The sequence below is a fragment of the Candidatus Nitrosoglobus terrae genome, from assembly GCF_002356115.1.
Lineage (GTDB): Bacteria > Pseudomonadota > Gammaproteobacteria > Nitrosococcales > Nitrosococcaceae > Nitrosoglobus > Nitrosoglobus terrae.
This window is the reverse complement of sequence record NZ_AP014836.1, coordinates 99,529-113,679: the sequence shown is the minus strand read 5'-3', so window position 1 is coordinate 113,679 and position 14,151 is coordinate 99,529. Positions and strand designations below refer to the sequence as shown.

Below are 14,151 nucleotides of genomic sequence, written 5' to 3'. Positions count from 1 at the left end.
ACCTCAATCCTAAAACTTCCAATAATTTGCTTAGCTTGAAATTAAATTCATGATAAATAATATAGTTATGATAAACACATAAGGGGTAAATTTAAAAGCGGATTGGTATGTAAGAGGATAGCTAGAAAAACGATCTACGGTTTAACGGTATCGTTAGGTATTTAATTACTCGCTTTAGGAGGATATATGAAAACCTTTGCATCTGCTTCCAATGAAGACAGTGGTCCGTTATCGCCATGGTGGATTAGAAGTATTATCATGGTAATGGTAATCGGCTTTGCCCTGCTATTGTCGATTACTCACAAGGCTTACCATAATGCCCCACCTATTCCGCTAAAGATAGAGGATATTCAGGGAAATATATTATTCACTAGCGATGACATTAGTGGTGGTCAAGAAGTATTCTTAAAGTACGGCCTAATGAATAATGGCAGTATTTGGGGCCATGGGGCCTATCTTGGCCCTGACTACTCCGCCACAGCGCTACATCGTATTGGTGAAGGTATAGCGGCAACACTTGCTCAGGAGCGCTATCATAAAAATATGGCGCAACTCACACTATCTGAACAAGCAGCGGTGAGAGCCGAAGTAACCGTTATGCTGAAAACTAACCGCTATGATAGTGCTACTGGGGTACTTAAATTAACACCCGCTGAAACTGAAGCTTACCGCCAAGAAATCAAACACTGGACCGATTATTTTAAAGATCCAACTACCAACGGCGGGCTTAAGCCTGACACAATCACTGACTCAACAGAATTGCAGCAATTTACTGCCTTTGTAACTTGGGCTGCTTGGGCATCGGTAGCCAATCGTCCTGATGAAAATTTCTCCTACACTAATAATTTTCCCTATGATCCCAGTGTAGGTAATCAACCTACTTCTGGAGCATTGCTATGGAGCGCACTAAGCCTAGTTGTGCTATTAGGTGGTATTGGAGCTGTATTACTGTCATCTGGTAGATTTGAATTTCTAGGCTGGAGTGGTCGTCATCAAGGGCCCCCGCATATACTGCTAGGTCAAGCTAGCCCTGGACAACGTGCTCTAGTGAAGTTCTTTGTTGTAGTAGCCCTGTTATTTTTCATACAAACCTTATTAGGTGGTGCTGCTGCCCATTCCCGGGCTGAGCCAGGCGATTTCTACGGCCTTCCAATCGATAAAATTTTTCCCAGCAACTTAATACGCACTTGGCACTTACAAACAGCAATCTTCTGGATTGCTACTGCCTACGTAGCTGCTGCTCTGTTCCTCGGCCGTACCTTACGAGATGATGAACCTGATGGATTAACCACTTGGGTTAATCGACTATTCTGCGCTTTTGCAGTCGTTATTGGCGCAAGCCTGCTAGGCGAATGGCTAGGAATGGTAAATATGTTAGGTGATTTTTGGTTTTGGATTGGCAATCAAGGCTGGGAATTTCTTGAAATCGGTCGCCTATGGCAATATTTGTTGGTGGCTGGGTTGTTAATTTGGTTTGGGGTGCTATGGTGGTTAGCTCATCCACGTAAGGTGAGTCATCCAGAGGTCAAACCACTGGCGCGAATGTTTCTACTAACATCACTGGCCATTCCAATATTCTATATTCCGGCCTTATTTTATGGCGCTAAAACTAATTTTACCGTAGTCGATACTTGGCGTTTTTGGATCATACATCTATGGGTTGAGGGTTTTTTTGAACTCTTTGCTACAACCGTAGTTGCCCTTGTGTTCTTTAAGATTGGCCTTGTAAGCCGTAATACCGCACTACGTGCAGTTTATTTTGATTGCATCTTAGTCTTTCTCGGAGGACTTGTAGGCACGGGTCATCATTGGTATTTTAATGGCCAAACTCATTTTAATATGGCCTTATCAGGGCTATTTTCAGTCATAGAAGTGGTCCCCCTAACCCTCATCACCTTAGAAGCTTGGGGCTTTGTACAAACAGCTCGTAGCGGACAACATGAACAAGGTAACCTAGATAACTTACCTCATAAGTGGACCTTCTACTTTCTTATGGCTGTGGGGTTTTGGAATTTTACTGGTGCTGGCGTATTCGGTCTCTTAGTCAATTTACCTATCGTTAGCTACTATGAAACAGGTACTATCCTAACACCTAATCATGGGCATGCTGCATTCATGGGTGTGTTTGGAATGCTGGCTATCGCAATGATGGCATTCGTATTACGCCAAACTACAGAGGAAACACGCTGGCCTAGTATTGAAAAATATTTCAAGATGGCTTTCTTCGGTACTAATATTGGCCTTGGGATGATGATAGTCATGAGCCTGTTTCCTGGTGGAGTATTACAAGTATGGGATGTACTCCAGAACGGTTACTGGCACGCTCGCAGCCTTGAATATACAGCAAGCGATACTGCACGCCTACTTGAGTGGTTACGCTTACCTGGCGATGTAGTCTTTATAGTTTTCGGATCTTTACCGCTGCTCATTGCTGCAACCAAAGGCTGGTTAAGCGTACGCGCAACTAGCACTGAATCTCGCTAATTTAACTAATAGGGTTCTACGCTAGGGAGTGACTTAGCGCAGAACCCTATCGCTTATTACCTACAGAAAGCTAGCTAGATTTATTAACTTTAATAGCTTTCTTCAAAGTCTCTATATTAGGATTAGGCGGTTAGATAAAATTGAGCATGAGATCGACCATGTTGGCTACTCACTTCAGCAATTACCTGCCTACTGGTAAATATAAGCGGCATCAATGTATCAAGCCGTTTTAGCTACACTACCTATAAATATCATTCAAAATTTCCTGAGAGTAGGAAAATTGGTTGAAATCAACCATTATGAGCCACTAGCGTTGTAAAACTCTTGTAATTTGAGTTACTCGCTTAATATTAATTTTCTTATTTTGTTTTAAAAACAATATGTTATTTATTGTTATTTAATATGGCACAAAATTAGCAGGAGATTGAGAAGATCTAGTATGAATAATAGCCAATCTTAAAACAATAAGGAGACTGCAATAGCATGAGTGATACTTTCAGTAAAACTTACGAACCAGGCTATGCCGATAGACCAGCGGCTAGTGCTACAGCCACTAGGAGCACTGAGACAGCAGTTAACACGGCTCCTCCAAAATCCGATCCCCCTCCGTTACTTGATGCCGTACCCCCAGTCCAAATGGGGAAAGATCTTGTTGAGGACGCGGTTAAAAAAGATCATTTTGCTGCTCACCACACACTAATACGGGGGTTTTTATGTACCCCTTTTTTGGCTTATGGAGCGGCACTCTCATTCTTGCTTATAGCGCAAGGATGGCCTAGTGGAGCTGCTGGCCTATTATTTCCAGTAGGCTATGTTATGTTGTCAACTTTAGGCCTTGAAATGGCTACTGGAAGCTTTTCAGTCATGCCTATTGGAATGTATGCAGGTCGGGTTACTCCGTTGGGAGTGATCCGTAATTGGGCTTTGACCTTCCTAGGAAACCTCCTCGGGGGGATTTTCTTTGCTTGCTTACTGTGGTTCTCTTTGACCAAGGGTGGCTCTGTTCCGCCACCACCGCTCCTAGTCACTATAGCGCACGTAGCTGAGCATAAAGCTGAGTATGTGCATTATGGCGCTATAGGGTGGTTAACAGCTATCGGGATGGGAATCCTTTGTAATTGGCTAGTGAGTCTAGGGCCTATTATGTCTAAGGCGGCTCGCAGCGTTCCGGGAAAAGTGGTATTGATGTGGATAGCTATTGGTACTTTCTTCGCCCTAGGCTTTGAGCATACCGTAGTCAATATGTTTGTTTTCCCAGCAGGAATACTTTCTGGTGCGAAAGTCAGTATTTATGAATGGTGGGTGTGGAATCAAATCCCTGTGACTATCGGCAATATCCTTGGTGCAGCTGTCTTTAATTCTACCCTTTGGTATTACACCCATAGTACAACAACTTATAAATGAGTCAGTAATCATACTAAAGCAAAGCGGCTTACCCGCCGCTTTGCTTTTTCTCTTCTCTTACCACTCTGATATTTTTTGCTTACCTTTACATGATCTCTCAAAATAAGTATCACTCCCTCACACCACTATCACAGAAGAATTAGGTTAAACCCGCCTACTCCTAAACAACCCTACACTACAAGAGCTACTCTTAAATATTTTCCTGTTTTCAACAATATAATATCAGCTATAGAAGATTATCCTTACTAGTAGTGATGCCCTTGCTCTTAACTAAAAAATGAGTCTTATTTACACCCAAAACTAAAGCAATGGGGCTTGCAATATAAATAGAGGAGTAAGTCCCTACTATAATGCCGATAATAAGGGCAAGAGAGAAACCATGAAGGGCTTCTCCGCCTAGAAAATAAAAAACTATTAATACCATCAATGTAAGAGCACTTGTCATTATTGTACGTGACAGAGTGTCATTAATAGCGCTGTTAAGTACCTCAATCGTGGTTGCTTTACGTAATTTATGGAAATTTTCTCGAATTCGATCAGCAATAATCACTGTATCATTAAGAGAATAACCAATCACTGCAAGTACGGCTGCTAATACAGTCAGGTCAAACTCAAGCCAAAACATCGAAAATATACCAAGAATTACAAGTACATCATGAACAAGGGCTACTACAGCGCCGGTGGCAAATCGATACTCAAACCGAAATGTGACATAAATAAGAATACCAATGGTGGCATAAAACATGGCCATCCAGCCATCCGTTGCCAGTTCTTCACCCATTTCTGGGCCAACAAATTCTACCCGACGTAGATTGATACGATCATCATTTCCTGTATTTCCTGTTTTTAAGGCTTTTAGTACCTCATCTCCAATTTTTTGGCTATTTTTTCCTTCCTGCGGTGCTAGCCGAATCATAACCTCTCGTGTAGTACCAAAATGCTGTACTAATGCCTCTTGGTAACCTATCTCAGCTAGACTTTTTCGCACCTCAGAGAGCTCTACTGGTTGTTCATAGCCAATCTCTAATAGCATACCCCCCGTGTAATCAAGGCCAAAATTAAGCCCGCGAAAAATAAGAAAAGCTATAGATAAAAGATTTATTCCCGTTGACAACATTAATGCTAAACGTCGTTTACCCATAAAATCAAAATGGGTCTTTTTCTTGAAAATTTCCATTATGTGCCTTAACTAGGTTGCTATCGAAATATCCTAGGTAAACTACCTAAGAAACCCTCATAGTATCTCTATAACATTTGCAAATTAAGATATTTTAATCCTAGATCTTAGGATACCCAAGGATTTTGTTATATCTAGCGATAAAATAAACACATGCATTGTACAAAGTAAATCACAGCAGGGCAGTCTAAGCGTACTAACTATTATTAAAAGATAGTCTTTAAAAAAGATGATAATACGAGCATCCTATAAAAAATTAATGCTAGTACTTGCAGCATGCTTAATTTATGCTATGCTCATTACTTAAGTTTGCGGAATTCAAAGATAAGCGAATCTTAAGTTATTAAGTTTATGATACATCAGGTCTTGATTTACGTGCCATTAGTTAAGATTATGATGATATTGGTCGAATGGCACGTATAAATTCAGGAATATGCACAGTGAATATCTACGTTGGAAATCTCTCCTATCAAGTAACAGATGAAGATCTAAGATCAGCATTTCAAAATTATGGTGAGGTTTCCTCAGCTACAGTGATTATGGACAAATTTTCAAACCGATCTAAAGGGTTTGGATTTGTTGAAATGGTTAAGAAAGAGGATGGCGAAACCGCTATTAAAGAAATGAATAACACTGATCTAAAGGGGCGGCAGATTGTAGTTAATCAGGCGCGTCCCCGCAGTGAAGAGCCTCGCCGTGAGAGGTTTGGTGATCGTCAAAAACGCTTCTAGACTCTAACTATCATTATTTTATTAGTTTAGTATAGAATAACTAATAATCAAACCACTTACTATCATAGATAGTAGGTGGTTTTTTGTAATTGCTATTATAACGAACTCCTTCGCTCCCTACCCCACCATCTCGGAGTCCTGTATAGCATTATCTAAGTAAGGCTATCTGTACGCAAGTCATACTAAGCACCCTAAATATTTTTAAAATTTTATATATAATAGATCCATAATAGTTTTTTATTTAAAATAAGTACGGTCATTATATTTTATCCAAACCTTCTCACAATCACCCAAAACCAGCCTACAGCACCTCACCATGGCACGCCGACTCACAGTTAAAAATTTTTTCTTATTCTTGTCTTTAAGCCTACTAGGGGTGCTCATCCTACTTGCTATGTATATGATTGATCGGCAATGGCTTAAATTGGCCGAGATAAATCAAGCCTTAACGGAGCAAGCTAAAGATTTACGTAGATTACATCAATTATTATATAAAGCAGCCGCCACTAATGGATTAGCTACCACTACTAAAAAAAATGATACAGCAGATATTCCACTGGTATTCCATCGCGCCTACGCTGCTACGCAGCAACCAGATTACAGTTCTGGAGATTGGCTCATACAAGCTTTTAGCGTAGGTCTTAAGACTCTTACACCACTGGTCTCCAGCGATGCTTATGCGGCTGAGATCCAAAACTACGTGCTTGAATCACTCCTTAGCCGTAATCCAGAATCTCTAGAGTGGCAAGGATTGCTAGCTCATGACTGGAGTATTAATGAGGATAAGCTTACAATTCAATTTCACTTACGAAAGGGGCTTACTTTCTCTGATGGTGAGCCTCTCACTGCTAAGGATATTGCTTTCTCCTTTGCCTTTATCATGAATCCGGCTATTGCAGCACCACGGGAACGTGCTTATTACAATAAACTTGAGAGCGTTACTGCCCTTAGCTCTGATCTAGTTGAGTTCAAATTTAAAGAACCTTACTTTGATAGCCTAGCACTTGCTGGTAGCTTACCTGTATTGCCCCAACATTTCTATGAATCTTATCTAGATCAACCAGAGAAATTTAACCAATCTAAAGGCTTGTTACTAGGATCAGGGCCTTATCGACTTAAGGATCCTAAAGGCTGGACCCCAGATCAGGGCTTAGTAGAATTAGAGTATAACTCCCGCTACTGGGGACCAGTACAGCCTTCTGCTAATAAGTTATTATGGAAAGTTATTGCTAATGACAGTGCACGCCTAACTACATTTCGCAATGGCAATATTGATATTTATAGTGCTCGGCCACTGGAGTATCAGAAATTACTTAAAGATCACAGCTTTACAGAGCATACCCAGCACTTTGAGTATAGAAACCCTACAGCTGGCTATAATTTCATCGCTTGGAATGAAGAACGCGATGGGCAGCCTACCCGTTTTGCTGACCGACGAGTACGTCAGGCAATGACCGCTCTGACTGATCAAGCGCGAATCATCAACCAAATTATGGAAGGTTACGCAGATCCAGCAATAAGCCCATTTAACCCCAGCAGCCCTCAACATGATCCAACACTAACTCCACAGCCTTTTAATCTCACTAAAGCTAAAAACTTATTAGCGCAAGCCGGTTACGCTGATCGGAATGGAGATGGCGTTATAGAAGATATTGAAGGCAAACCTTTTCAGTTTAAATTGGTATTTTTTCAAGATCTAGATGATACTCGGCGCCTGATATTATTACTTAAAGATTTATATGCTCATGCCGGTATCTTACTTGAACCCGAACCTGCCGAATGGCCAGTGATGCTTGATAAAATTAATAAGAAAGATTTCGATGCCATTACCATAGGGTGGACGGGTGGAATTGAAATCGATATTTACCCAATGTTTCATAGTAGTCAGACTATAATTGGCGGTGATAATTTCATTGGCTATCGAAACCTAAAACTTGATGCCCTCATCGATCAAGCACGAACTACAATTAACGAGTCCGAGCGCATGGATTTATGGCAAAATTGTGAGCGTATTCTCTACGAAGATCAGCCCTATACTTTTCTATTACGAAGCAAATCGCTGGTATTTGTAGATCAACGAATACGTAATGTGAAAACTACTCAGCTTGGCTTAAATTTGGGAATAACACCGGTGGAATGGTATATACCAAAGGCTGAACAAAAATATACTACCCATTAAATAATCCATGCTCGCCTATATTATCCGCCGCTTTCTGTTAATGATTCCGGCACTGCTTGGTATTACTCTAGTTGTATTCACCGTTATGGCAGCCTCGCCTGGCGGTATAAGCGCTCAAAGCTTAATCGGCGGCCAAAATCTGGAACCTGAGGCAAAAAAAGCACTAGAAGATTATTACAATAAGCTCTATGGTTTAGATTCTCCACCTGCTATCCAGTATCTACGCTGGTTAAATAATATCTCACCTATCGGATTTACTCATGACTCAAAAACTAACACCAGAAGATTCTCCTTTTGGAAGGAACCAAACTTGGGGACTAGTTTTCACTATGGCCGCCCAGCCCTTGATCTACTTAAAGAACGGGTGCCTATCACGCTACTGTTAAATATACTTTCTCTCCCCTTGATTTACATTTTAGCTATTACTGTTGGCGTACACGCCGCTACTGAACGAGGCAAAGCATTTGATTTAAGCTCAAGCACCTTAATGCTAGGATTATGGTCAATTCCAACTATGCTGGCTGGGATTCTATTAATCGGATTCTTTGCTAGTAACCAATATTGGCACTGGTTTCCTACAGCAGGGTTAAGCACACGGGAGGCATTAGATATGCCTTTTTTGCCCCATTGGAGCTCCATCTATGATGTTATCCAGCTTTTTAGCGCTAGTGCTATTGGTACGATCATTGGTATAGGGTTAGCGCTGAAAACTCCACGGCTGCTCCGTAGTATTATACTGCTCGGATTAGGACTGGGGTTTGGTCTCTGGATGACTCTTAGCTTACCTACTCCTTCTATAGAGTCAGCCGTATTTCTAGGAGAAATACTAGCTATCACTGCTGGAGGGCTAAGTTATATAAATCACACTGGCCTACGCACAGGAATAATGGCTCTGTTAGGGGCAGGAACAGGGCTATTGATGAGTACCCAATGGTATAGTGGTGAATTTATTCGCGGGTTTCTATTAGATCGGCTTTGGCATCTAATTCTACCCGTATTATGCTTAACTTACGGTAGTTTTGCTTTTCTTGCAAAATTAACCCGCACTGCCATATTAGAAAATTTAATGGCTAACTATGCTCGTACTGCACGAGCAAAAGGATTAGCAGAGAATATGGTTCTTTGGAACCATGTATTCCGCAATAGTTTGCTACCACTTATTACTGTCTCAGCTACGCTCCTGCCTGGATTACTAGCTGGATCAGTTATTGTAGAATCTATTTTCTCCATTGAAGGTATGGGTAAATTAGCAGTAGAATCAGTACAGGCTCGAGATCGAGAGCTAGTACTTTCCATTACCCTCATTAGCGGCCTATTAACCCTACTTGGCTATCTTATTGCTGATATTTGCTATGCTATTGCTGACCCTCGGGTTAGCTACGACTAAGTTACATGGGCTATATTGCTCGCTCATTAGCACTACTAAAACCAAACCACAGCTATACCATCCAAATAGTATATGAGGTGCTTGCCCATCGAGGCGCGCGCTTAGGACTAGTCTGGATAGGGCTGTTAGGATTTTTAGCGGTATTTGCTCCCTTTCTAGCTAACAGCCACCCACTATTACTTAGCCAAAACGGCCATATTAGTAGCCCCTTGCTACATTATCTCGCTCCTATTGATCTGATTCTTTTAGCATTATTTTTTACTGGCCTTACTTTAAGCTTGATGCAGCCACCTCTATATATTTGGCTGTGGGGACTTATTAGCACGTTGATTTTTACTGGCGTATTGAGCGCTATTTTTATACATCCTCCAGTTCTAACTATCTACGAACAATATCGACAGCAGGAAGCTATTGGAACCTATAACTGGGTGATATACGCTCCCATTCCTTACTCTCCTAAGGACTACCAACGAGATCGAAACGAGCCTGGGCTACAGCCACCTCTTGACTCTCCAACAGGAAATCACTGGCTTGGTACTGATGAAAACGGAGCTGATGTTTTATCGCGAATGATTTATGCTTCGCGCATCTCACTGGGTATTGGTTTTGTTGCTACGGGTATTGCTATGGTAATTGGTATTCTTATCGGCGGCTTTATGGGCTATTTTTCCGGGGTGATAGATATTATTGGCATGCGTCTAGTTGAAATCTTCGAGGCGGTACCCACGCTGTTCCTATTACTTACTTTTGTCGCCTTCTTTGGTCATAATTTATATATGCTCATGGTAATCATTGGTATCACGAGCTGGTCAAGTTATGCTCGTTATGTACGTGCTGAATTTCTACGCTTACGGCAACAGGACTTTGTTCAAGCTGCCATCGCTTGCGGATTACCGTTGCGCTCCATCCTATTTCGGCACATGCTACCTAATGGGATCGGGCCTATCCTAGTAGCGGCCAGCTTTGGTGTAGCCTCTGCTATTCTTGCGGAAGCTGTATTGAGTTTTCTTGGTTTAGGCTTAGTAGATGATCCCTCATGGGGTCAAATGCTCAATCAAGCAGTAAAATCTTCTACTTTTAATTGGTGGATGGCAACCTTTCCTGGTGGGGCAATTTTTCTCACCGTATTCACCTATAATCTAATTGGCGAAGCTCTTCGTGATGCTATCGATCCTTACCTAAAGAAATCTTAAATCATAACAACAGATCACCTACACTCTATGCTCATTTTGGTATTAATCAAACGCTGTGCTACTACAAGTTAACAACCTAAAAACTTATCTCCGAACAGGTAATAAAACCATCAAGGCAGTAGATGGAGTCAGCTTTACCATCGATCGAGGAGAGACTTTTTGTTTAGTAGGTGAGTCAGGTAGCGGTAAATCTATTACCGCTTTATCAGTAATTCAACTACTTCCTCAAAATATCAGTAGTCACCCTGATGGGCAGATCCTATTTGATTGGCGCCATAATAATGGCCAGCATGAAACGGTAGATTTATTGCATTTATCTGAGCCACGTAAGCGAAAAATCCGTGGTGCTAGAATTGCTATGATCTTTCAAGAGCCTATGACCTGCCTAAATCCAGTATTTACGATTGGTGAACAAATTATAGAAGCTTTACAATTACACTTCCCTAATATGGATGAGTTTGAAGCACGGGAGCGAACTATAGCCGCTTTAGATCAGGTACAAATCCCAAACCCAGCGCAGCGTATTGATGAATACCCTCATCGACTCTCTGGTGGCCAGCGTCAACGAGTAATGATCGCTATGGCCATGGCTTGTGAGCCGGATCTACTCATCGCTGATGAGCCAACAACAGCGCTTGATGTCACTATCCAGGCTGAAATTTTACGCTTAATGCGTGAGTTACAAACACGGCGGAATATGGGTATTTTATTCATTACTCATGATTTCGGGGTAGTCTCGCAAATAGCACACCAATTAGCCGTTATGCGACTAGGGAAAATTGTCGAATCCGGATCTTTAAAAGACGTTTTACATCACCCTCAGCATATCTATACCCGTCAACTCCTAGCAGCGCTACCAGAGAACCTCAAACATCATAAAACAACAGCAAAGACGATCAATACAACTACAATCACTGAAGATCCCCCCCTATTAGAACTTCGCCAACTACAGGTACATTTCCCTATCCGCAAAGGCATACTACAACGTACGGCGGGTTATGTCCGAGCCGTAGATGGAATCAATTTAATTATTCCAGTAGGTCAGATCTTTGGGCTTGTGGGTGAATCCGGTTGTGGTAAAACTACGCTAGGACGAGCCATACTTCGCCTTGTAGAACCTACTGGAGGGCAAATCTGCTATGCGGGTACTAATTTGGCTACATTACGGCATAATGAACTACGCCGCTATCGGCGAGAGTTACAAATTATTTTCCAAGATCCTTTATCATCACTAAATCCTCGTCTCACTATTGCCACAACTTTGACTGAACCCATGGCGGCCCATGGTATCGGCGGCTCTCCTCAAGATCGCCTTGATCGAGCCAGCGCTCTACTTCAGCAAGTACACCTTAAAGAAGATTATCTATGGCGCTACCCCCATGAATTTTCTGGCGGCCAACGTCAACGTATCTGTATTGCCAGAGCGCTTGCTTTAGAGCCTCGTTTTATCGTTTGTGATGAAATTACAAGTGCTTTAGATGTATCCATGCAGGCTGAGATTTTAGAATTACTTCTAGAGCTACAATATAAGCGTAACCTTACATTATTGTTCATCACGCATAATATCGGCGTAGTAAGATATATTAGCAATAAATTGGCAATAATGCGCAGTGGACGCATTATTGAGCAAGGCTCCACGGAACATATTTATCAGGCACCTACTCATCCTTATACGCAAAAACTACTAGAATCTGTACCTAAAGTAGTACTATAAATAATAAGGGTTGTATCTGTTATTTACCCTTGAAAAATCTCTCACTAAAGATAAGTAGTTACATGGAAATAGAAATTTAATACACTATGTAGTAATTTTACCCTTAAATATCCATACTAAGGGGAAAAGTATAAAATTAAGAAATGGTTTCCTATCATCGACAAGGTAATTTAACTTAATAAAATAACCGTTGGGAATTTAAAGTATAGTAGGCTGAAATAATAATAAAATCCATTCATCTAAAATAGCCTAAAGTGTCAATCTAGCCACTAGAGAGCTAATTTTGCTGACGAGATTTTATATAATTGGAGATTAAACCTTATGTTTTTTGGGTTATTAAATTTATCTGGCTGGGGATATGTAGCAATAACATTGCTTTTAACTCACTTAACAATAGTGAGTGTAACTATTTATCTGCACCGCCACCAAGCTCATCGTGGCATAGAGCTTCATCCGTGGCTGGGCCACTTTTTCCGCTTCTGGCTCTGGCTTACTACAGGGATCGTTACTAAAGAATGGGTTGCAGTGCATCGTAAACATCATGCTAAATGTGAAGGCGAAGACGACCCCCATAGCCCACAAATCCTAGGTATCCAAAAAGTGCTTTGGCAAGGGGCTCAAGTGTATCGACAATCAGCTCGAGATATTCGAGTATCTGAGCAATATGGGCATGCTACCCCTGATGATTGGATCGAGCGCCATTTATATACCAAACATAGTTTCTTAGGTATTGCCCTAATGTTCTTTCTTGATCTAATTTTATTGGGAGTGCCAGGAATACTTGTATGGGGGGTTCAAATGCATTGGATTCCTTTTTTTGCAGCAGGGGTAATCAACGGAATAGGCCATTACTGGGGATATCGTAATTATGAAGTAGCCGATGCTTCCACTAATATCCTCCCTTGGGGTATCCTCATTGGAGGAGAGGAACTACACAACAATCATCATGCCTACGGTAGTTCAGCAAAATTCTCATCAAAATGGTATGAGATTGACCTTGGGTGGATGTATATTTGCCTCTTTCAAGCGCTAGGGCTAGCGCGAGTAAAAAAAATCGCACCTAAGCTGCTCATTCGAAATGATAAACAAGGAATTGATAAGGATACTGTTCGCGCAGTAGTGGCTCATCGTTTCCATTTAATAACCACCTATGGCCAAAAAGTTATGCTGCCCGTACTCAAGGAAGAAGCTATTCACTTCCCGGGGAAACAGCTATATCGGCAGATACAAAGCTGGCTAACCAGTAATGAAGCATTGATTGATGCCAAAACTCATCTTGAGTTTCAAGCAATGATACAAGAGCACCATCAATTGGAAACTGTCTATCGGTTTCGTCAGCAATTGCAAGAGATTTGGTCCCAAGCTTGGTTAAATCAAGAATCCATACTGCAGGCACTTCAAGAGTGGTGTCATCAGGCCGAGCAATCAGGAATTAAGGCCCTAGAAGATTTTTCTCTTTCCCTACGCCGTTATTCCCTACAAAAGGCATAGCAGTGACTTTCTGCGGTTTAGCTAGGAAGTTAGCTGATAGATGAATGGCCTACTAGGAGATGATATAAAGACTTTATATCATCTCCTAGAATCTTGGTAGAATTACTCAATTCAACCCTACCACAGAGTTATTTAGCTCTAACCGAAATAGTCTTTTACCTTACCTTCTATAATAATAAAGCCATCTATAGTATAGCTAGTATACAAGTCTTGATCGCATCGGCATTGCAGTCTAGCCTAATGTTAATTTTTTAATGCTAAAAATAGATTTTTATTCTTGGAATATTTTTTGTTTCTACTCTAAATAGAGATTAAAAATAGCGATGGATAATGGGAAAGGTTTTTTAGCTAGACTATAGAGCTGCTAAAAATTATGAGAATAGGTTTTACT

The 14,151-nt window shown here is 41.2% G+C and carries 9 protein-coding genes; 8 read left to right on the top strand and 1 reads right to left on the bottom strand.

Translation table 11 applies throughout. From position 1 onward, the window contains the following. The first annotated feature begins 186 nt into the window (after window positions 1-186). Complete coding sequence (locus TAO_RS00580; protein WP_197702486.1) at window positions 187-2,484, top strand: nitric-oxide reductase large subunit; 2,298 nt, start codon at window positions 187-189, stop codon at window positions 2,482-2,484. A 483-nt stretch (window positions 2,485-2,967) separates the two neighbouring features. Then, window positions 2,968-3,888: a formate/nitrite transporter family protein gene (locus tag TAO_RS00575; protein WP_096526146.1), complete on the top strand. Its 921-nt coding sequence runs from the start codon at window positions 2,968-2,970 to the stop codon at window positions 3,886-3,888. Between the two features lie 226 nt (window positions 3,889-4,114). Here the strand turns inward: TAO_RS00575 and secF are convergent, their stop codons facing one another. Beyond that, window positions 4,115-5,065 carry a protein translocase subunit SecF gene (gene secF / locus TAO_RS00570; protein ID WP_096526145.1) on the bottom strand — a complete coding sequence of 317 codons (951 nt, stop codon included), beginning with the start codon at window positions 5,063-5,065 and terminating at the stop codon, window positions 4,115-4,117. Between the two features lie 440 nt (window positions 5,066-5,505). On the opposite strand from secF, the gene TAO_RS00565 reads away from it, so the two are divergent. From TAO_RS00565 to TAO_RS00540, 6 genes are all read left to right on the top strand, one after another. Next, entirely contained in the window at window positions 5,506-5,796 is a 291-nt protein-coding gene (locus tag TAO_RS00565; protein ID WP_172419094.1) for an RNA recognition motif domain-containing protein, read from the top strand. 316 nt (window positions 5,797-6,112) lie between these two features. Next, entirely contained in the window at window positions 6,113-7,975 is a 1,863-nt protein-coding gene (locus tag TAO_RS00560) for an ABC transporter substrate-binding protein (protein WP_096526143.1), read from the top strand. 7 nt (window positions 7,976-7,982) lie between these two features. Next, window positions 7,983-9,362 carry an ABC transporter permease gene (locus TAO_RS00555; RefSeq protein ID WP_096526142.1) on the top strand — a complete coding sequence of 460 codons (1,380 nt, stop codon included), beginning with the start codon at window positions 7,983-7,985 and terminating at the stop codon, window positions 9,360-9,362. A gap of 5 nt (window positions 9,363-9,367) precedes the next feature. Further along, window positions 9,368-10,555, top strand: coding sequence for an ABC transporter permease (locus tag TAO_RS00550; RefSeq protein WP_096526141.1), 1,188 nt, complete (start codon window positions 9,368-9,370; stop codon window positions 10,553-10,555). A gap of 55 nt (window positions 10,556-10,610) precedes the next feature. Then, window positions 10,611-12,269, top strand: coding sequence for an ABC transporter ATP-binding protein (locus tag TAO_RS00545; protein ID WP_096526140.1), 1,659 nt, complete (start codon window positions 10,611-10,613; stop codon window positions 12,267-12,269). A 321-nt stretch (window positions 12,270-12,590) separates the two neighbouring features. After that, window positions 12,591-13,760: a DesA family fatty acid desaturase gene (locus tag TAO_RS00540; protein ID WP_096526139.1), complete on the top strand. Its 1,170-nt coding sequence runs from the start codon at window positions 12,591-12,593 to the stop codon at window positions 13,758-13,760. Window positions 13,761-14,151 lie beyond the last annotated feature (391 nt).

Bases quoted from the DNA above. Each gene is read 5' to 3' on its own strand.
- TAO_RS00550 (WP_096526141.1), top strand. From the start codon at position 9,368: ATGGGCTATATTGCTCGCTCATTAGCACTACTAAAACCAAACCACAGC.
- secF (WP_096526145.1), bottom strand. From the start codon at position 5,065: ATGGAAATTTTCAAGAAAAAGACCCATTTTGATTTTATGGGTAAACGA.
- TAO_RS00540 (WP_096526139.1), top strand. From the start codon at position 12,591: ATGTTTTTTGGGTTATTAAATTTATCTGGCTGGGGATATGTAGCAATA.
- TAO_RS00555 (WP_096526142.1), top strand. From the start codon at position 7,983: ATGCTCGCCTATATTATCCGCCGCTTTCTGTTAATGATTCCGGCACTG.
- TAO_RS00575 (WP_096526146.1), top strand. From the start codon at position 2,968: ATGAGTGATACTTTCAGTAAAACTTACGAACCAGGCTATGCCGATAGA.
- TAO_RS00580 (WP_197702486.1), top strand. From the start codon at position 187: ATGAAAACCTTTGCATCTGCTTCCAATGAAGACAGTGGTCCGTTATCG.
- TAO_RS00560 (WP_096526143.1), top strand. From the start codon at position 6,113: ATGGCACGCCGACTCACAGTTAAAAATTTTTTCTTATTCTTGTCTTTA.